This is a genomic window from Rhodococcus sp. 14-1411-2a (assembly GCF_002259485.1).
In the GTDB taxonomy this organism is placed as follows: Bacteria; Actinomycetota; Actinomycetes; order Mycobacteriales; family Mycobacteriaceae; genus Rhodococcoides.
Map to the genome: position 1 here is coordinate 452702 of NZ_NPGA01000014.1, position 17767 is coordinate 470468.

Annotated in this window: 15 protein-coding genes and 1 pseudogene; 12 read left to right on the top strand and 4 right to left on the bottom strand. The window is 65.7% G+C overall.

What is annotated here, in order from left to right; all coding sequences use genetic code 11:
* Positions 1-49: 49 nt before the first annotated feature.
* Complete coding sequence (locus tag CH291_RS13080; RefSeq protein ID WP_256980833.1) at positions 50-1678, bottom strand: sigma-54-dependent Fis family transcriptional regulator; 1629 nt, start codon at positions 1676-1678, stop codon at positions 50-52.
* Between the two features lie 132 nt (positions 1679-1810).
* On the opposite strand from CH291_RS13080, the gene CH291_RS13085 reads away from it, so the two are divergent.
* The 3 genes from CH291_RS13085 to CH291_RS13095 are packed head-to-tail and all read left to right on the top strand — an operon-like array spanning position 1811 to position 4114.
* Positions 1811-2410, top strand: coding sequence for a DJ-1/PfpI family protein (locus tag CH291_RS13085; RefSeq protein WP_094669119.1), 600 nt, complete (start codon positions 1811-1813; stop codon positions 2408-2410).
* Positions 2407-2871, top strand: coding sequence for a MarR family winged helix-turn-helix transcriptional regulator (locus tag CH291_RS13090; RefSeq protein WP_068053555.1), 465 nt, complete (start codon positions 2407-2409; stop codon positions 2869-2871). The genes CH291_RS13085 and CH291_RS13090 overlap by 4 nt, the downstream gene beginning before the upstream one ends.
* Positions 2872-2878: 7 nt before the next feature.
* Positions 2879-4114, top strand: coding sequence for a hypothetical protein (locus CH291_RS13095; RefSeq protein ID WP_094687676.1), 1236 nt, complete (start codon positions 2879-2881; stop codon positions 4112-4114).
* Here the strand turns inward: CH291_RS13095 and CH291_RS27185 are convergent.
* Positions 4096-4452 (bottom strand): annotated as a pseudogene (locus CH291_RS27185) (dihydrofolate reductase family protein); the annotation flags it as partial. The gene CH291_RS13095 and the pseudogene CH291_RS27185 sit on opposite strands and share 19 nt — an antisense overlap.
* A 36-nt stretch (positions 4453-4488) precedes the next feature.
* Positions 4489-4725 carry a hypothetical protein gene (locus CH291_RS27190; RefSeq protein ID WP_256980834.1) on the bottom strand — a complete coding sequence of 79 codons (237 nt, stop codon included), beginning with the start codon at positions 4723-4725 and terminating at the stop codon, positions 4489-4491.
* 52 nt (positions 4726-4777) lie between these two features.
* On the opposite strand from CH291_RS27190, the gene CH291_RS13105 reads away from it, so the two are divergent.
* The 3 genes from CH291_RS13105 (at position 4778) to CH291_RS13115 (ending at position 8737) form a co-directional block, all read left to right on the top strand.
* A complete protein-coding gene (locus CH291_RS13105; RefSeq protein WP_032395201.1) occupies positions 4778-5782 on the top strand; it encodes an aldo/keto reductase family protein in 1005 nt (334 codons plus the stop codon).
* A 45-nt stretch (positions 5783-5827) separates the two neighbouring features.
* The gene (locus CH291_RS13110) at positions 5828-7300 is read left to right on the top strand and encodes a carboxylesterase/lipase family protein (RefSeq protein WP_094687677.1); all 1473 of its coding nucleotides are present in this window, start codon (positions 5828-5830) and stop codon (positions 7298-7300) included.
* 63 nt (positions 7301-7363) lie between these two features.
* On the top strand, positions 7364-8737 hold the full coding sequence (locus tag CH291_RS13115) for an NAD(P)/FAD-dependent oxidoreductase (protein ID WP_094687678.1): 1374 nt from the start codon (positions 7364-7366) through the stop codon (positions 8735-8737).
* A 61-nt stretch (positions 8738-8798) separates the two neighbouring features.
* Here CH291_RS13115 and CH291_RS13120 read toward each other — a convergent pair whose 3' ends face one another.
* Positions 8799-10640: a flavin-containing monooxygenase gene (locus tag CH291_RS13120; RefSeq protein WP_094687679.1), complete on the bottom strand. Its 1842-nt coding sequence runs from the start codon at positions 10638-10640 to the stop codon at positions 8799-8801.
* 229 nt (positions 10641-10869) lie between these two features.
* Between CH291_RS13120 and CH291_RS13125 the strand changes: the two genes are divergently transcribed.
* Genes CH291_RS13125 through CH291_RS13150 form a run of 6 tightly spaced genes read left to right on the top strand, consistent with a single transcriptional unit; the run spans position 10870 to position 17751 of the window.
* Positions 10870-11928, top strand: coding sequence for a 2,3-butanediol dehydrogenase (locus tag CH291_RS13125; protein WP_094687680.1), 1059 nt, complete (start codon positions 10870-10872; stop codon positions 11926-11928).
* Positions 11925-12692, top strand: coding sequence for an acetoin reductase (locus CH291_RS13130; RefSeq protein ID WP_094687681.1), 768 nt, complete (start codon positions 11925-11927; stop codon positions 12690-12692). Before CH291_RS13125 ends, CH291_RS13130 begins: the two co-directional genes overlap by 4 nt.
* A 44-nt stretch (positions 12693-12736) precedes the next feature.
* Positions 12737-14029, top strand: a complete 1293-nt coding sequence (locus CH291_RS13135) for a GAF domain-containing protein (protein ID WP_068053582.1) — start codon at positions 12737-12739, stop codon at positions 14027-14029.
* 22 nt (positions 14030-14051) lie between these two features.
* Positions 14052-16106 (top strand): FUSC family protein, encoded by a 2055-nt coding sequence (locus tag CH291_RS13140; protein WP_094687682.1) that lies wholly within the window; start codon positions 14052-14054, stop codon positions 16104-16106.
* 34 nt (positions 16107-16140) lie between these two features.
* Positions 16141-16767, top strand: coding sequence for a HEAT repeat domain-containing protein (locus CH291_RS13145; RefSeq protein ID WP_094687683.1), 627 nt, complete (start codon positions 16141-16143; stop codon positions 16765-16767).
* A gap of 9 nt (positions 16768-16776) precedes the next feature.
* Entirely contained in the window at positions 16777-17751 is a 975-nt protein-coding gene (locus CH291_RS13150; protein WP_094687684.1) for a HEAT repeat domain-containing protein, read from the top strand.
* The last annotated feature ends 16 nt before the right edge of the window (positions 17752-17767 follow it).

Sequence of the window (17767 nt, forward strand, 5' to 3'; positions counted from 1 at the left end):
GAATTGTGACCCCGATCACGGGTGGAGAGTGTTCAGAAAGTGGACAACCTCAGCCGAGGATGCCGAATTCGCGCATCCGCTTGTACAGCGTGGTTCGACTGATTCCCAGGCTCTCCGCCGTCGTGCGTTTGTTCCCGCCCTGCCGCGCCAACTCGTGCACGATGGCGTCGCGCATCGCGGTGTCGAGGGTGCTCATCCGTGTGGTCGACGCTTTCTTGCGCGGCCGGACCAGTTCCCGTTCGGTGATATCTCCGACGGATCTGCGCGACGCGGCCTCGGTGACCTCGGCTCGGAGTTCGCCGATGTTGCCCGGCCAGTCGTAGTCGATCAACGCCGACAACGCTGCCGGGGTGAAGTGCGCGCGGGACTCGAGCTCGGCCATGATGGCGCGGACCAGGTCCGGAATCTCGTGTCGGCGAGAGCGCAACGGGGCCAACTCGATGGTCTCGGCGCACAGGGACAGAAGTTGGCGATGTTCGAGTTCGGCCGAGTCGGTGGCCGAACTCGACAGCGCGTACCACCCGGGAGCGGACGACAGAATCGAATGCAGCCGGCTCGCCACCGGGCCGGTGAGGAAATGCACGTTCTCGACCACGACATCGTGTGCCGCCCGGATCTGATGCTCGACGCCTGCCAACCACTCGGCCGCAGTCGTCGTCACCAGATCCGACGCGTCGAACCAGCGTGGTGACGTCGTTGCTGTCCATCGGGCCAGAGTGGTGGATTTTCCGGTGCCGGGTTCACCGTTGACGCACAACGGCTTTCGCGTCTTCGGTGCCGGTGGTGGTGTACGCACGGTGTCGTGCGGATCGATCTCGATGACGATGCCCGCGGCCGACACCGGACGTTCCCAGCGCACGGTTGCATGCAGTCCGGAATTGAGAATCACATCCTGTACGACGCCGCTGCGCCGGACCGCATCGTCGGTGAGCGAGCGTAGTGCGGAGTGATCGACTGTGTCCACTATTGTTGCAGCGCTGGTGTTTTCGAGCAGGATTTCGTCGGCTATCGCGATGACGGGTGCACCGCGGCGCTGTGAGGATGCGTACTGAAAAGCCTGGAAGAGTCGTTGTTCGCCCGAACGCGTCTCTTCGAGGAGCCTGCCCTGAATGTCCTGTGCGGCATGGACGAGCATCGGTTGGAGCAGCGGGTTGTCGTCGGAGGCCAGGAAGGTGATGTCGAGGACGCCCTCGATGCGGCGGGTGACGGGGTGGATGAGGGGGTGGCCGTAGCAGCCGAAGGTTTTCATCGACTCGATGTAGTGCTCCTCGGCGTGCACAGCGCACGGGGCGCGCATCTCGAAGCTTGTCGAGATCGAATTGGTGCCCGACGCCTGTTCGGTGAACGAGCGGCCGACGACCGCGCCCATGGAGGACACCGCATCTCGTAGCGAATGGGTTCCGAAACGGAGATCGACCAGCCGGGCGTCACGGTCCGCGAGCAGGACGCAGTACCCGGAGCCGTGGAGCACGCTCTCCATCCGATCGAGGATGGGATTTGCCGCGGCGAGGAGGCGGCTACGACGGTCGACGTCACGCAGGCTCGCCTGCTCCAGGGTGTCCGCCGGTGCGAGACCGCTCTGCGCCGACCGTTGCCAGGACTTGGCAATGGAATCTCGGAGCTTCTCGGCACCGCTGGGCATCTCGCGCACCTCCGTCGGCCGGCGCATGGTCGTCATACGACGGTATCGCCGACTGCTCCGCTCGACGCACGTTTCGACGGAACCTGCCCGATCGGGCAGTGGTGTATTGACAGCGTGCTGTCATGTGCGCAAAATGACAGCACACTGTCGAAATTCTGGAGGTTCGAGATGACAACGATCGCTCTGTACGCCACCGACACCATGGCCGACTGGGAGTACGGATACCTCACCGCCGGGTTGGCCATGGCTCGTGAACAAGACCCCGACGCCAATCGGCTGATCGTTGCATCCGAGACAGAAGACGTCGTCACGACGATGGGAGGTCTGCGAATCACTCCCGATGTCGCGGTGGCAGACCTTCCCACTCTCGATGCGTTGATTCTGCCCGGCGCGCCCAGTTGGGACTCCGGTCACGACGCGGTGCTGAGGCTCGCAGTCGAACTCGTTGCGGCGGGAACGCCGGTCGCGGCGATCTGCGGCGCAACGTTGGGTTTGGCCCGAACCGGACTGCTCGACGACCGGCCACATACCTCCAATGCCGCCGAGTTCCTCACGCAGGCAACCGAATACCATGGTTCGGAGTACTACCGCGACGAGAAGGCAGTGTCCGACGGCACCGTGATCACCGCAGGCGGCGTGAGCCCGTTGGAATTCGCGAAGCTCGTGTTCGAGCGGTTGAACGTGTTTCCCCAACCCGTGGTCGACGCCTGGTACGGCCTCTACACGACGGGGGAACGCAAGTACTACGACCAGCTGGCCGGCGCATGAAGCAGCGCACTCCCGAGGGAGATGCGCTGACTGCGCTGGTTCTGCCCGTCTTCGAGCTCAACGGTGAATTCCTCGCCGCCGCACAGGACATCACCGAGCCGACGGGTCTGACTCCGGCGTGGTGGCAGGTTCTCGGAGCCACCTTGGACGAGCCGCTCTCGGTAGCCGACATCGCGCGACGCGTCGGGCTGGGGTTGGCGCGTCAGAGTGTGCAACGCACCGCAAATCTGTTGGTGGACAAAGGGTGGGCCGTGTACGTCGACAACCCGAACCACAAGCGCGCGAAGCTGTTGGAACCCACCGCCAAGGGCCGCGACACCGTTGCCGAGCTGCGGGATGCGCAACATGCATGGTCCGATGCCGTGGGAGCCGCTGTGGGAGAGGGCGAGCTGCAGGCCTTTGCGGCAACCCTGGAGAAGATCCTTAGGGCATCCAGGGACTATCGCGGCGGCAGTGCATAATTCGGGCATGGTTACGCTCGGGGTACTGCTGACCGGATTGCTGGCCGGGTTGTCGATGCAATCGGACGGCATCGACATCCTCGGCGACACCAGCGTCGGCGGGCTGCTGCTCTCCAGCGGCGGTGGGGGAGTCGCGGTCGCGCTGATCCTTGCGTCGGGTACGGCGATGGTCGTTCGTCGGCGCAGCGTTCTGGCCGGACTGTCCATCGCCGCTGCAGTTGTCATCGGGGGATCGGCACTGCTGTTCTCGTCCGATTTCGCCGAGGTGATGGCAGGCGGAGTCCTGTTGGGATGCATTGCAGTGCAGGCGAACAGCACGCGGGTTCGGCAGGCGCTGCTGACGGCATCGTTTCTGCTCGGGCTGCTCAGTGTGGGTGCAGTAGAGGCGTTACAGCACAGCGCAATTCCCCGGCGCTACGCCGACTACCTCACCGAATCCGACATGGGCACACCGGTGGTCGTGCCGGTGCTCTGTGTGCTCGTGATGGTGGCTGCGGCGTGGGCAGCGCGCGCCGAACAGGGCGAAAGCCCGGCCACCGATCGCGACATTCGCACAGTCGCGGCAATACTGCTGGTGGCGATCGGTGGGCTGCTGCTCAATATGGTGTTCGTGTTCAGCATGTTCCAGAGCCTGTACGGGTTCGGCGGCCGCTGGTACTACGGACTCTTCGTCGTACCCGTGTTGTTCGCGGCGGCCGGCCTGCTACCGGGCCGCGGCGGCGTCATGGTTCTCGCCGGAACGGCGGTGTTGCTCACCTCGACCACCACGGCCGGGGTGGGTATCAGTGTCTCGGCCCGGGCCTGGACACTGGGACTGGTAGCTGTCACCGCAATCGCGGTGGCCGCCGGTGCCGCGCTCGGATTGCGTTGGGGGCGTCCGTTGATCGGCGTCGCAGTTCTGGCGGTGGTCTGCGTGACGGCACTGTTCGAGCAGCCGCCGCTGGACAACGTTCACTACGTCGCGACCCTGATCGTCTTTCCGGCCGCCGCAGCGTACCTGTACGTGGCGTGCACACCGGCCGCACCGACGCCGTCGACCCTCGGCCTCGCAATCCCGGCGGCGATCACGGTGCCGATGGTCGTCACCTACGGATGGACGTCGTACACGCCGTTGACCTCTGCACTGACGGACACGTCCTGGCCCCGCGTCGAACTCTGGCTCTCGACGGGCGGTGCATGTGTCGCCGTCGTGCTCGCAGGTCTCGGGATGTGGGCTCTGAACCGCTACCGGACTCTGTTGTAGACGACGTGGTTGTAGACGACGTGTAGCACCTGATCCGATCCCACCGTCTCCGTCCGCTCGAACGCTGCCGGATCCCAACCGTCGTAGATCGGTTCTTCCGCTCCGAGAATCACCGGCGAGACCGCAAGATGGAGGTGATCGACGAGCCCTGCCTTCAGATACTGCCGAACCGTCGATGCCCCGCCGCCGAGGCGCACGTCTTTGCCCGACGCCGCCTCGTGGGCGCGATCGAGCACGGCCTCGATGGGGTCGTCGGTGAAGTGGAACGTGGTGCCGACCATCTCCAGAGGTGGCCGCGGGTGATGGGTCAGTACGAACACCGGGTGATGGTACGGCGGCTCCTCTCCCCACCGGCCGCGCCAGTCGTAGTTGGGTCACTCGTCGCGGACCGGACCGAACATGTTGCGGCCCATGATGGTTGCGCCGATGTTTTCGGTACCGAGGTCGAGCATCCGCTGATCGGCATCGGGGTGTTCGGTGTCGGAGTGATCGGCGAACACCCACTGGTGCAGCGCCATGCCGCCGATGCCCATGGGGTTGTCCTGGCTCTGATCGGGACCGGCGGCGAAACCGTCGAGCGAGACCGACAGATTGTGTATGCGAAGTGTCATACCCGAGTAGACCAGCAGCGAACCGCGAAGTCACCGGAGTACCGTTTTCTTCATGGCTTACAGATACCTCGGAAACAGCGGACTGAAGATTTCGGAGATCACCTACGGCAACTGGTTGACCCACGGATCGCAGGTGGAGAACGACATCGCCACCCAGTGTGTACGCGCGGCCCTCGATGCCGGCATCACCACGTTCGACACGGCCGACGTCTACGCCAACGGAGCAGCCGAGACCGTGCTGGGCGACGCGCTGAAAGGCGAGCGTCGGGAATCGCTGGAGATCTTCACCAAGGTCTACTTCCCGGTCGGACCCAAGGGCCCCAACGACACCGGACTCTCGCGCAAGCACATCCTCGAAGGCATCGACGCGTCGCTGCGTCGGCTCGGCACCGACTACGTCGACCTGTACCAGGCCCATCGCTACGACGTCGAGACTCCGCTGGAAGAGACCATCGCGGCATTCGGTGACGTCGTCCGCCAGGGCAAGGCGCTCTACATCGGCGTCTCCGAGTGGACCGCCGATCAACTGCGTGCCGGGCAGGAACTCGCCCGTCAGAACGGCTTCTCGATCATCTCGAACCAGCCGCAGTATTCGGCCCTGTGGCGCGTCATCGAGGATCAGGTGATCCCGACGTCGAAGGAACTGGGTATCTCGCAGATCGTCTGGTCGCCCATCGCCCAGGGCGTGCTCACCGGAAAGTACCTCCCCGGTCAGCCTTTGCCCGACGGCTCGCGCGCCAAGGACGACAAGGGCGGCGACAAGATGATCGCGCGCTACCTCGACGACCAGACGCTGACCCGCGTGCAGCAGCTCAAGCCGATCGCCGACGATCTGGGAATCACCATGGCGCAGTTGGCTGTTGCGTGGGTGCTGGCCAACGACAACATCGCCGCCGCACTCGTCGGTGCCTCCCGCCCCGAGCAGATCGCCGAGAACATCAAGGCCTCCGAGGTCACCCTCGACGCCGACGTGCTCGCGAAGATCGACGATGCGCTCGGCGATTCGGTCGAGCGTGACGCGGGGAAGACGGGCTCGCCGGAAGCACGTCTGGTCTGACCGCCTGCCGGCGTCGGTCCGAGGCGAACAGGGTAATAAGGACGTATGGACATGATCACCGTCGATACACCTCAGGGCCAGGTTCGCGGTCGGACCGACGCCGGCGTCACCTCGTTCCTCGGGGTGCCGTATGCCGAGGCCCCGTTCGGCCCCCGTCGATTCCAGGCACCGTCGCGGCCGCCCACCTGGGACGGAGTGCGCGACGCGCTCGAGCTCGGGGCCACCGTTCCCAAGGTGGGCTACCGGCCGCCGACCAGCGAGATCCTCAGCGAGCCGGTGGTGCCGGGCGAGGACTGCCTGAACGTCAACGTCTTCACCCCCGATGTCGGCGGCTCGGCACCGGTGTTCGTCTGGATCCACGGCGGCGCATTCGTCAACGGCAGCAACGCGATTCCCACGTACGACGGTTCCGCGTTCGCCCGGGACGGCGTCGTGGCCGTGGTGATCAACTACCGACTCGGAGTCGACGGCTTCGCACTGATCGACGGTGCCCCGGCCAACCGCGGAATGCTGGACCAGGTCGCGGCTTTCGAATGGGTCCGCGACCACATCGCTGCCTACGGCGGTGACCCGGCGCAGGTGACCATCGCCGGTGAATCCGCGGGCGCGATGAGCGTCGGCACCTTGATGTCGATGCCCCGTGCCGAGGGACTCTTCCAGCGGGCAATTCTGCAGAGCGGAGCCGGGCACCATGTCATTGCCGCCGAGACCGCAGGCAAGGTCTCCGCAGCATTGGCGTCCGCGCTCGGTGTGGAGGCAACGGTCGACGGATTTGCTTCGGTGTCGGTGGACGCGTTGGTCGACGCTCAACGTGAACTGTCCGATCGGATCACCGCCGAGGCCCCGACCGGGGCGTGGGGTGAGCTGGCCTTGAACGTCATGGCCTTCGAGCCGTACATAGACGGGGATGTCGTTCCGGCGCTGCCTATTTCGCGCATCAGCGACGGTGCGGGCACACAGGTGGACGTGTTGATCGGAACCACCAGTGAGGAGCACGCGTTCTTCATCGTGCCTGCCGGCCTGGTCCCTCACATCACCGAGGACTACGTGAAGCTGGTTCTCGCCGGGTACCGAGCCGACCCCTCGGCGCTGGACCTGTACCGCGAGCAGCTGCCCGAGGCCTCGGCCGGCGAGCTGATGATCGCCGTCATGACCGACTGGTTCTTCCGCATCCCGGCCACACGCCTGGTCGAGGCCCGTTCCGGAAATGCATTCGTCTACGAGTTCACCTGGCGCTCATCGCTGTTCGACGGCGCACTCGGAGCCTGCCATGCACTAGAGATTCCGTTCGTGTTCGACATGCTGCACAAGCCCGAGACCGCCCGCATCACGGGCCCGAATCCGCCGCAGCAGGTGGCCGACCAGATGCACCGTGCCTGGGTCGATTTCGTGCGCGACGGCTCTCCGGGCTGGGACCCGTACGGCACCGACCGGGCCGTGATGATGTTCGGCAACGAGCCGGGCGTCTCCCTCGACCCGAGGCCGGCAACCCGCGCGGTGTGGGACGGGGTTCGCTGACGTTCTCTCGGCAACCTCCGAACGTCGTCTGCGGGGTGGCTCACCGGCGGGTTAATCTCGGATATGCGCAGATTCCTTCCTGGTTTCGGTACGAGTTCTCCGGTCCCCGCGCGGCCTGCTCGCGTCGTGGTGGTCGGTGGGGGCTTCGGCGGATTCAACGCCTTGCAGCGGCTGACGAAGCTGCTGGGGCCAGATCGCGCCGTGCTGACGTTGGTGGCCCCCACCGACTACCTGCTCTACAGTCCGCTGCTACCCGAGGTCGCCACCGGCGTTCTCGATCCGCGGGACATCGCCGTCTCGACCCGTCAAGCGCTGCCGCGCGTCAAGTTGGTGCTCGGTCACGTCACGACCGTCGATTTCGACGCGCGCGAGCTGACGGTGATCGGACCCGACGGCGACTCGACGCTCGAGTGGGACAAGCTGATACTCGCGCCCGGGTCGGTGACCAAGCAGTTCGACATCCCCGGCGTCGACGAGCATGCGTACGGGCTAAAGACGCTGAGTGAAGCCGTCTACATCCGCAACCATGTGCTCGCGCAACTCGACGCAGCCGATGCTCTGCCCGACACCCCGGAAGGCCGGAGCGAACGAGCCGAGCGGCTGACGGTGGTGGCCGTGGGGGCCGGTTACACGGGCACCGAATTCGTTGCGCAGATGCAGAATTGGGTCAAAGGCATTGCGTCCCGTTGGGCGAGCGTCGACCCGGACGAGGTGCGCTGGGTGCTCGTCGACGTGGCCGACGCGGTGCTGCCGGAGCTCGGCGCGCGACTGGGCAAGGAAGCGCTTGCCGTACTCGCCGAGCGGGGTGTCGACGTCCGGCTGGGGGTGTCGGTGGCATCGGCCACCGCAACGTCGGTGACGCTCACCGACGACGAGGTGATCCCGTCCCGGACGCTCGTCTGGGGAGCAGGCGTCGCCGCGAGCCCGCTCATCGCACGGCTGGGTCTGCCCACAGCGGGCGGACGCCTGGTGGTGGGCGCGGACATGACCGTCCCCGGCGTAGAAGATGTCTGGGCGATCGGCGACGCGGCGGCAGTCCCCGACCTCGCCGCCGACCCGTCGAAGCCAACGCCGCCAACGCCGCCGACGGCGCAGCACGCCCAGCGCCAAGGTGTGGCCGTCGCCCGGAACGTCGCGGCGTCCCTCGGTGTCGGGCAGGCGCGTCCGTACAAGCACACGGATCTGGGGCTCGTCGCCGATCTCGGCGGATTCGACGGTGTGGCAAAGCCTCTGGGTATTCCGTTGACCGGACCCGTCGCGAAGTTCGTCGCGCGCGGCTATCACCTGTACGCGTTGCCGACGGTGTCTGCACGAGTGCGGGTGGCAACGGACTGGCTGTACTCCTCGGTGCTGCCGACGCGCGTCGTAAACCTGGCCCAGGTGCGATCCGAGGACGCGCTGATCAAGAAAGCTCAGGCAATCGATCTGTACGAGTAGAGCGGCCGTGCCGCATGTGCGCGGTAACTCGTAGCAGGCTACGAGTTACCGCGCACCTGGGTCACCGCAGGTGATGCACTTCCTGCAGTCCGTAGACCGGGGTGTCGATGCCCTCGTAGCGCGCCTTGATCTGCAGTGCGAGGTAGAGCGAATAGTGCCGCGACTGGTGCAGATTGCCGCCGTGGAACCAGAAGTTCTCCTGCTGCGTCGGCTTCCACATGTTGCGCTGCTCGCCCTCCCACGGACCGGGATCCTTGGTGGTGTTCGAGCCGAGGCCCCAGCATTTGCCGACCTTGTCTGCGGTCTCCTGATCGATGAGGTCTGCCACCCAGCCGTTCATCGAGCCGTAGCCGGTTGCGTAGACGATCAGATCGGCAGGCAGTTCGGCGCCGTCGTCGAGCACGACGCCGGTCTTGCTGATCCGATCCACCTGCCCGGCAACGAGTTTGATCTTGCCGTCCGCGACCAGCTCGGACGCGCCGACATCGATGTAGTAGCCCGAGCCGCGGCGCAGGTACTTCATGAACAGCCCGGACCCGTCGTCGCCGAAATCGAGCTGGAAGCCGGCCTTCTCGAGCCGATCGTAGAAGTCCTTGTCCTGCTCCGCGATCTGCTGATACACCGGGATCTGGAACTCGTGCATGATTCGGTAGGGCAAGGACGCGAACGTGAGATCGGCTTTGCCCGTGGTCATTCCGGACTCGACGGCCCGCTCGGAGTACAGATCACCCAGCGCGATATCGCAGAGCGAATCGGATTTGACGATGTGTGTCGACGAGCGCTGCAGCATCGTCACATCGACACCCGTCTCGTACAGCGCCTTGCAGATGTCGTGCGCGGAGTTGTTGGAACCCACCACCACGACCCGCTTGCCGACATACGTGTCGGGACCGGGGTGTTCGCTGGAATGGTGCTGCTCGCCCTCGAATTCGTCCATGCCGGGGAAGTTCGGCACGTTCTTCTTGCCGGACATTCCGGTGGCCATCACCAGCTGCTTGGGCCGCAGGATCACTTCTTCACCGTCGCGGTCCACGACGACCGTCCACTCCTTCGCCACCTCGTCGTAGGTAGCGGACTTGGCAGTGGTCTTGGTCCAGTAGGGGACCTCCATGACCTTGGTGTACATCTCGAGCCAGTCGCCGATCTTGTCCTTCGGCGCGAACACCGGCCAGTTCGGCGGGAACGGCAGGTACGGCAGGTGGTCGTACCAGACCGGGTCGTGCAGACACAGGGACTTGTAGCGGCCGCGCCACTGGTCGCCGGGGCGCTCGGCACGGTCGACGACGATCGCAGGCACACCGAGCTGACGGAACCGAGCGCCGAGAGCGATACCGCCCTGGCCGCCGCCGACGACGAGGGCGTACGGCTGCACGCTGTAGCCGAGTTCCTTCTCCTCGATCTCCTTCTTCTCCGCCCAGTTCTGGGTATCGGCATTCGAGCCGTGCACCGCGCCCTTGATGCGCGAGCTGCCCTGACGCTCCTCGTAACCCTTGAGCTCCTGCATCGTGGTCAGCAGCGTCCACGCGACGTCCTGGCCGGTATCGGCGTCGACGGTCAGGCGCAGATGACCCTTGCCGCGGCTGGTCGCGGTCTCGAACTCGATCCACGCCGACACCACGCCGTCTGCCTCGTCGGGAGTCTCGGTGGTGTGGAAACCCGTCGGATCGGTGTCGTCGAGCCGCTCGGAGAGCATGTCGGACACGCCGTCGCGCCCCTCCACCGTCTTCAGATTCCAGGTGAAGGTGACGAGATCGCGCCAGAAGCTGCTGACGGCGAACATGCCGGCAACGCGAGGAATATCGCGCGCGACCAGCGCCTGCTCGAACTCCGACAGCCAGGCGTCGACCCGTTCCTGCGGGGTGTGGGTGCGGGCGATGTCGACCGGCTCGATGGTCTGGGTCATCAAAACTCCTAGCGGTGTGCGGGACCTTCTGTGTGACCCAGCACACTCCTTCAGGGGTGGGTGGTCGAGAGTTGCAGGGGGTTGCAGTGCGAATCCGGTGCAGCTGACCGCGCTCAGCGCGGTCGAATGCACCCGATTCCGAGGGCAGTGACTGCAACGCGCTGCAACCCTGTCCGAAGTGGTCGGCGTCACATAGACATGAGTGCATCCGACGATCAGGAGTGAAGCGATGCGCGCAGCTGTGTACTACGGCCCCAACAAGGTGGAGATCACCGACGTACCCGAGCCGAATCCAGGTGAAGGGCAGGTCAAGATCCGAGTCGGGTTCAACGGAATCTGCGGAACCGACTTGCACGAGTACTACGCCGGCCCCATCTTCATCCCCACCTCGCCGCACCCGCTCACCGGCCAGGAGATGCCGCTGGTGCTGGGCCACGAGTTCTCGGGCACCGTCACCGAACTCGGCAAGGGTGTCACCGGGGTGAACGTGGGCGACCGCGTCGCCATCGAGCCGCTCTACCGTTGCGGGCACTGCGGACCGTGCCGCGCGGGGAACTACAACATCTGCGCGCAGATCGGCTTCCACGGACTGATGTCCGACGGCGGAATGGCCGAATACACCGTGGTGCCCACCGACATGATTCATGCCTTGCCCGACAACGTCTCCCTCGAACTCGGTGCGCTCGTCGAGCCGATGTCGGTCGCCTATCACGCTGCGACACTGGGGGATCCGAAGCCCGACGACACCGCGATGGTGTTCGGGGCCGGCCCTATCGGCATCGGACTGTGGTTCGCGCTGCGCGGCAAGGGAGTCGAGAACGTGTACGTCGTCGAACCATCGCCGACGCGTCGAGCATCGATCGAAGCCCTGGGCGCGAAGACCCTGGACCCGACGGCTGTCGACGTCCCCGCCTTCATCGCCGATCTCACCGACGGCAACGGAGCCGATGCCATCTACGACGCGGCCGGCGTTCAACCGGCCGTCGAGACAGCGCTCGGATGCATCGGTGCGCGAAAGCCACTGGTCAGCGTCGCGATCTACGAAAAACCCCTGACCACACCGCTGCAGAAGCTGGTGATGAACGAATCTCGCATCCAGGGCTCGCTCTGCTACACCTCGGCCGACTACGAGGCCGTCATCGATCTGATGAGCCAGGGCCACTACGACACGACGGGCTGGGTGGACAAGATCACGCTCGACGGAGTCATCGACGACGGCTTCGAGGCGCTGCATGCGGGCACCAAGATGAAGGTTCTGGTCGACCCTTCCACCGGGGCAGCGTCATGAGCGCGGTGCTGGTGACCGGTGCGGGCCAGGGCATCGGCCGGGCCATCGCGCTGCGGTTGGCGAACGACGGACACGACATCGCCCTGGTGGATCTGGTCGAGGACAAGATCGCCGGCGTCGCCGATGAGGTACGTGAAACCGGCTCGAAAGCAACGACATTCGTGGCCGACGTCAGCGACCGCGATCAGGTGTTCGCCGCCGTCGAGCACACGCACGAGGCGCTCGGCGGGTTCGGCGTCATCGTCAACAACGCGGGCATCGCGCAGGTGGCACCGCTCGACGATGTGCGCCCCGAGGACACGAAGAAGATCTGGGCCGTCAACGTCGACGGTGTGCTGTGGGGAATCCAAGCTGCTGCAGCGAAATTCAGGTCTCTCGGCCAGAAGGGCAAGATCATCAACGCGTCGTCGATCGCCGGCCACGACGGGTTCGCCATGCTCGGGGTCTACAGCGCAACGAAATTCGCTGTTCGTGCACTGACCCAGGCCGCAGCGAAGGAATACGCAGCCGAGGGGATCACCGTCAACGCGTACTGCCCCGGCGTGGTGGGCACCGATATGTGGGTCACCATCGACAAGCGTTTCGCCGAGCTGACGGGCGCAGCGGAAGGCGAGACCTACGACAAATTCGTCGGCGGCATCGCCCTCGGTCGCGCGCAGACCCCCGAGGATGTCGCGGCGTTCGTCTCGTATCTCGCCGGGCCGGACTCGGACTACATGACCGGCCAGGCACCGTTGATCGACGGTGGTTTGGTCTATCGGTAACCCCCGTTGATGTCGATCTGTGAGCTGGAGCACAATTGACTGTGATGACGCAGTCGACAGGTCCTGAACCTGCGCTGGCGGCCGGCGAAGACCCGCGCCGCTACGCGCAGATTCTCACTGCCGTGTACGACGCGACCATGACCGGCGGCAAGTCACCCGCGCGTCCCCGCGAGGTCATCGGGGACTCGTGGCGTCGGTTGCAGACCCTGGGCATCGACCCGGAACTGGGTAACCCCGCCGAGACGCAGATGGACGTCTCCGATCTCGAGCTGAGCCGTCGGGAATCGGGGCTGTTCGACATCCTCGACGATCTGGCCCGCGGCCTGGAATCGGTGGTGCAGGACGGCGACAATATCCTGGTCGTCGCCGATCGGCACGGCCGGGTGCTGTGGCGCAGCGGATCGACGGCGGTACTGGACCGCGCCGACGACCTCGGCTTCGTGGAAGGCGCCAACTGGGCCGAGGACTCGGTGGGCACCAATGCCATCGGCACCGCGCTGGTCTCCCGGCGCGCGGTGCAGATCTTCTCGGCCGAACACTATGTGCGCAGCCATCATTCGTGGACGTGTGCCGGTGCGCCGATTCGGGACCCTCGGACCGGTCAGGTGCTGGGAGCCATCGATGTCAGCGGCCCGGCCAAGACTGTCCACCCCACCACCATCGCACTCGTCGACGCCGTCGCACGGTTGGCGGAATCTCAACTGCGGGAACTTCATCGGAGCACCCTCGATCGACTGCGCTCGGTGGCCGCACCGATGCTCGCGCGCCTGCAGTCCCCGGCCCTCGCCGTGGACGCGAACGGTTGGGTCGCGGCTGTCGAATCGGTGGCGCTGCGCAATCGCATTCTGTTGCCCGAGGATCTGGCGACCGGACGCTTCTGGCTGCCGACCCTCGGCGTGTGCGACTTCGAGCCGCTGCCCGGTGGATGGCTCGTCCGACCCACCAGCACGATGGATTCCGGCGTCGCCGATGTCGGATCGACGAGAATTCGCATCGACCTGCGCAATTCGCAGAAACCTCGCATCGAAGTGCGCAGCGAGGTGGGGGAGTGGACCCACGAGCCGACGCCCAGGCACGCCGAAATTCTGTACCTTCTCGCCACGCATCGGCAGGGGCGAACCGCGTCGCAGATGGCCGCCGATCTGTTCGGCGACGACGGACGTGCCATCACCGTGCGGGCCGAGATGTCGCGGCTGCGCAAACACCTCGCCGGCATCATCTCCACGCAGCCGTACCGACTGGACGAATCCGCGACCGTCGAACTGGTCATGCCATCGGACATGAGCCGATTGCTGCCGCATTCGTCGGCCCCGGCGATCCGGGCGGCACGGGGCTGAGCCGTAGCGCAGAATCGAGGGAATGAACCGCCTCGCCCGAATCCTCGACGCCTCGGATCCGGGACAGGTACGGCTGCGCGGCGCCTCGGCGACGACGCTGACGGTACTGCTGGCGATGGTGACGTTGGTGCTGATCACGCGCGCCATCGGGCAGCCGGTGACGGTGGCGATGCTCGGAACCGTCGTGGCGATGCAGGCATCGGCCGCGGTGAAGGACAAGGACCAGCACAGTCGGCTGGTCACCACCGCACTGATGGCGCTGCCGGCCTCGGCAGCAGTGACGTTGGCGGCGTTGCTCTCCGAACTCGGCAAGGTGGCCGACGTCGGATTCATCGCGGTGCTGTTCACGGCCGTGTGGGTGCGCCGTTTCGGCCCGCGCGGCACGGCGCTGGGCATGGTCTCGTTCATCTCGTACTTCTTCGCGCTGTTCCTGCGCGCGACGCCGGGGCAGCTGCCGATGCTCATCGCGGCAATACTCGGCGGCTTGGTGATTGCCCTGTTCGTGCGAGCGGTCATCTTCCCCGATCGGCCGATCGTGGAGGTTCGTCGATTGCTGTTCGCCATGCGGGCGGTCTCGGTGTCGGTGCTCGAGGCGGCGTCGGCAGGGGAAAGCCGCGACCTGAACCTGGTGCGCCGCAGACTCGACCGACTCGGCAACACGGCGCTGATGATCGACGACTGGCTCGACCGACACGATGCCGGGCAACTGCTCAGCGTCACAAGCACAGATCTGTCGCTCCGCGTGTTCGACGCCCAGATCGCCACCGAGCAGCTCGTCAGCTCACTGTGGGCTCTGGATCCCGCGAAGCCCTGGCCGACAGCGCTGGGGCAGGCGACCACGGCACTCGGGTCGGTTCTGCAGAACACACCGTCGCCAGAGCAGTTGCGTGCAGCCCGTCGGTTGGCGTCCACAGCAGCCGAGCGCGCCGACCCGTCCACCCCCGCGGGGATTGCCACGGTCTCGGCGCAACGAGCTGTGCAGGCGCACATCGCTATTCATCACATCACCACCAATGCGGTTGCCGTTGATGCGGGTCCCCGAGTCGTCCCCGAACCTGCGACGAAGGACACGCCGAGCGGACTCAATCCGAGCACCAAGGCCGCCATCCAGGTGGCCGTCGCCACCAGTGCGGCGACCGTGCTGGGTGAACTGGTCTCACCCGACCGTTGGTACTGGGCCGTACTGACGGCGTTCCTGGTGTTCACGGGGGCGTCGACGCGCGGTGAAATCCTCACGCGCGCTGGCCAACGCGTCCTCGGGACCATCGCGGGTGTGCTCGCCGGGGTGGTGATCGCCGCACTGGTGGGCAACAATCAACCCCTGCAGTTGGTGCTGATCGTCGTCTGTGTCTTCTTCGCGTTCTATCTGGTGACGGTGGCGTATGCGCTGCTGTCGTTCTTCGTCACCATTCTGCTCGCGATGCTCTACGGGCTACTGGGAACGTTCAGCATCGAAGTGCTCGAGCTTCGGATCGTCGAGACCGCGGTCGGCGGCGTGGTCGGTATGGTCTCCGCTTACTTCATCTTCTCGACAAGTACTCGAAAGACATTGGTGGACAGGGTCGATACGTACCTCGAACAGCTGGATACGTTGATCGAATCCAGCGTGGAATCGGTCATCGCTCCGGGCGAGGAGACCGACCTGGTGGCGTCGACGCGCACGCTCGACAATGCGTTGAAGGACGTCGTGTCGGCCGGAAAGCCGCTGGTGCTCGGGCCGACGACCCGCAGCAGGCGAGGCGCGAAACGACTGCTACGAGTGCTGGCAGTCAGCGGCCGATCGGCGCACGCTCTGGCCCGCGCGGGCGTGCTCGCCTCCCGCGCCGAGGCGGAGACGGCTCCGACGGCCGAGACTGCCCAGGCGCTACGCGACGCTGCGGCTCTGGTGCGCGACACTGTGCGTCACGTCGAGGCAGCCGTTGCCGGAAATCACGTCGAGCCGCCGGAGAAGATCACCGAGACAACGGTATTGGATGTGTTGCTCACCTCCACCAACGCGCCCGGTCCGCTGCGGGGTGCGGTGCGCGCACTGAACACGATGAACCGAACACTCGCCGATGTGTTGACTCGGGGTTGACCTTCACATCGTGACAAGGTCTTGGCTGACGGCCATGAACGAACTACTTCGGCACCACGCTTCTTCGGTTCGGCTTCGAGCAGCGCTCGATATCGGCACCACGCCGGACCTACAGTTTCTCGACGCGTTGCTGCAGCGGTGTGCCGTCGAACCGGATTTTCAGGTGCGAGAGATGTTGACGTGGGCGCTGATTCGACTTCCTGCGTCGGCGACGGTTCCGCGGTTGATGGAGGAGGTGAGATGGGGCGGCGCGCAGGCACGCAGCCAGGCGTTGCATACGTTGTCCAAGGTCCAGAACCCGTCGGCGTGGGAGGCGATCACCTCTTCCGTGCTTGTTGATCCGGACGACGAAGTGGCCCGAAGCGCATGGCGAGCCGCAGTCGTTCTGGTGCCGGCAGGAAGTGAATCAGCATTGGCGACAATGCTGTCCACCCAGCTCGGCCGAGGTGGGCACGACGTCCAGCGGAGCCTCAGCCGCGCGCTCGTTGCGCTCGGATCGGTGATCGAGGAGATGCTGCGCGAGGCCGCGTCGAGCACGGATCCAGCCGTTCGCGCCCATGCGCTGGCAACCGAGGCGCTGCTCCGAGACCCGGATACCGGATTCGCAGTGTTCGAGGCCAAACGTGTCGATGCCCTTGGCGTGGTCGACTCGGCGGGGTGAGATAGAACGATGTTGATCGGTGAGGTGGCGCGGCGGTCGGGCGTCAGTGCGCGCATGCTCCGGCACTACGACAGGCTCGGACTCGTGCGCCCGACGTCGCGTAGCGGCACCGGCTACCGCGAGTACTCCCCGGATGATGTTCGACGCCTCTTCCACGTCGAGTCTCTGCGTTCGCTCGGGTTGTCCCTGCACGACGTCGGGCGAGCGCTCGACGACCCGAACTTCGCGGCCTCGGGACTCGTCGACGAGCTCGCCGCCCGAACGGAGGAACGCATCGCTCGGGATACCGAGTTGCTCACGCGGTTGCGTCGCATCGGCGACCTGCGGCCGGCGGACTGGGAGGACGTACTCGACACTGTGGCGCTGCTGAGTGATCTCGGGTCTGTCAGTGCAGGGAAGCGGCAGACGGCGGCGCTGTCGTCTGCCGGAGATCGACCCATTCCGGCGGACGCCTTGGCCGAGGCGGTGCTGCGTGAGCCCGCAACCAACGTGGCCGGCGCACTGCGGTGGGCTCTCGCTCAGTCGGGTGGGGACGCGATCGGGCCGCTGCAGGAGGGCCTGAACTCACCGAACCCCGAGGTACGACGCCGCGCCGTGGATACCGTCGTCGAGATATCTCACCCCGCTTCCACCGAACTGCTGACCGAGTCGCTGGTCCACGACGACGAGCAGGTCCGGCGGGTCGCTGCACTGGAACTGGCAGCGCGAGGCGTCGCCGACGCCATTCCGACGCTGATCCCGATGGTGCACGCCGGAACGAACGATGTGGATGCCGCGGATGCCCTGGGCATGCTGGGATCCGCTGACTCCATAGTGGCGGCGTTGATGGACGGCATCGACGACGCCGTGGTGCGACAGCGAGTGACGCAGGCGTTGGCGAGCATTCCGGGCTCGGCAGCGCTCGCGGCGCTGCAGGAACTGTCCCAGGATTCGGAGCGATCGATTGCACTGACGGCCCAGTACATCCTCGGCCGGAGGGGGTGAAGACCTTCGGTACCGT

Bases quoted from the DNA above. Each gene is read 5' to 3' on its own strand.
- CH291_RS13080 (WP_256980833.1), bottom strand. From the start codon at position 1,678: ATGACGACCATGCGCCGGCCGACGGAGGTGCGCGAGATGCCCAGCGGT.
- CH291_RS13085 (WP_094669119.1), top strand. From the start codon at position 1,811: ATGACAACGATCGCTCTGTACGCCACCGACACCATGGCCGACTGGGAG.
- CH291_RS13090 (WP_068053555.1), top strand. From the start codon at position 2,407: ATGAAGCAGCGCACTCCCGAGGGAGATGCGCTGACTGCGCTGGTTCTG.
- CH291_RS13095 (WP_094687676.1), top strand. From the start codon at position 2,879: ATGGTTACGCTCGGGGTACTGCTGACCGGATTGCTGGCCGGGTTGTCG.
- CH291_RS27190 (WP_256980834.1), bottom strand. From the start codon at position 4,725: ATGACACTTCGCATACACAATCTGTCGGTCTCGCTCGACGGTTTCGCC.
- CH291_RS13105 (WP_032395201.1), top strand. From the start codon at position 4,778: ATGGCTTACAGATACCTCGGAAACAGCGGACTGAAGATTTCGGAGATC.
- CH291_RS13110 (WP_094687677.1), top strand. From the start codon at position 5,828: ATGGACATGATCACCGTCGATACACCTCAGGGCCAGGTTCGCGGTCGG.
- CH291_RS13115 (WP_094687678.1), top strand. From the start codon at position 7,364: ATGCGCAGATTCCTTCCTGGTTTCGGTACGAGTTCTCCGGTCCCCGCG.
- CH291_RS13120 (WP_094687679.1), bottom strand. From the start codon at position 10,640: ATGACCCAGACCATCGAGCCGGTCGACATCGCCCGCACCCACACCCCG.
- CH291_RS13125 (WP_094687680.1), top strand. From the start codon at position 10,870: ATGCGCGCAGCTGTGTACTACGGCCCCAACAAGGTGGAGATCACCGAC.
- CH291_RS13130 (WP_094687681.1), top strand. From the start codon at position 11,925: ATGAGCGCGGTGCTGGTGACCGGTGCGGGCCAGGGCATCGGCCGGGCC.
- CH291_RS13135 (WP_068053582.1), top strand. From the start codon at position 12,737: ATGACGCAGTCGACAGGTCCTGAACCTGCGCTGGCGGCCGGCGAAGAC.
- CH291_RS13140 (WP_094687682.1), top strand. From the start codon at position 14,052: ATGAACCGCCTCGCCCGAATCCTCGACGCCTCGGATCCGGGACAGGTA.
- CH291_RS13145 (WP_094687683.1), top strand. From the start codon at position 16,141: ATGAACGAACTACTTCGGCACCACGCTTCTTCGGTTCGGCTTCGAGCA.
- CH291_RS13150 (WP_094687684.1), top strand. From the start codon at position 16,777: ATGTTGATCGGTGAGGTGGCGCGGCGGTCGGGCGTCAGTGCGCGCATG.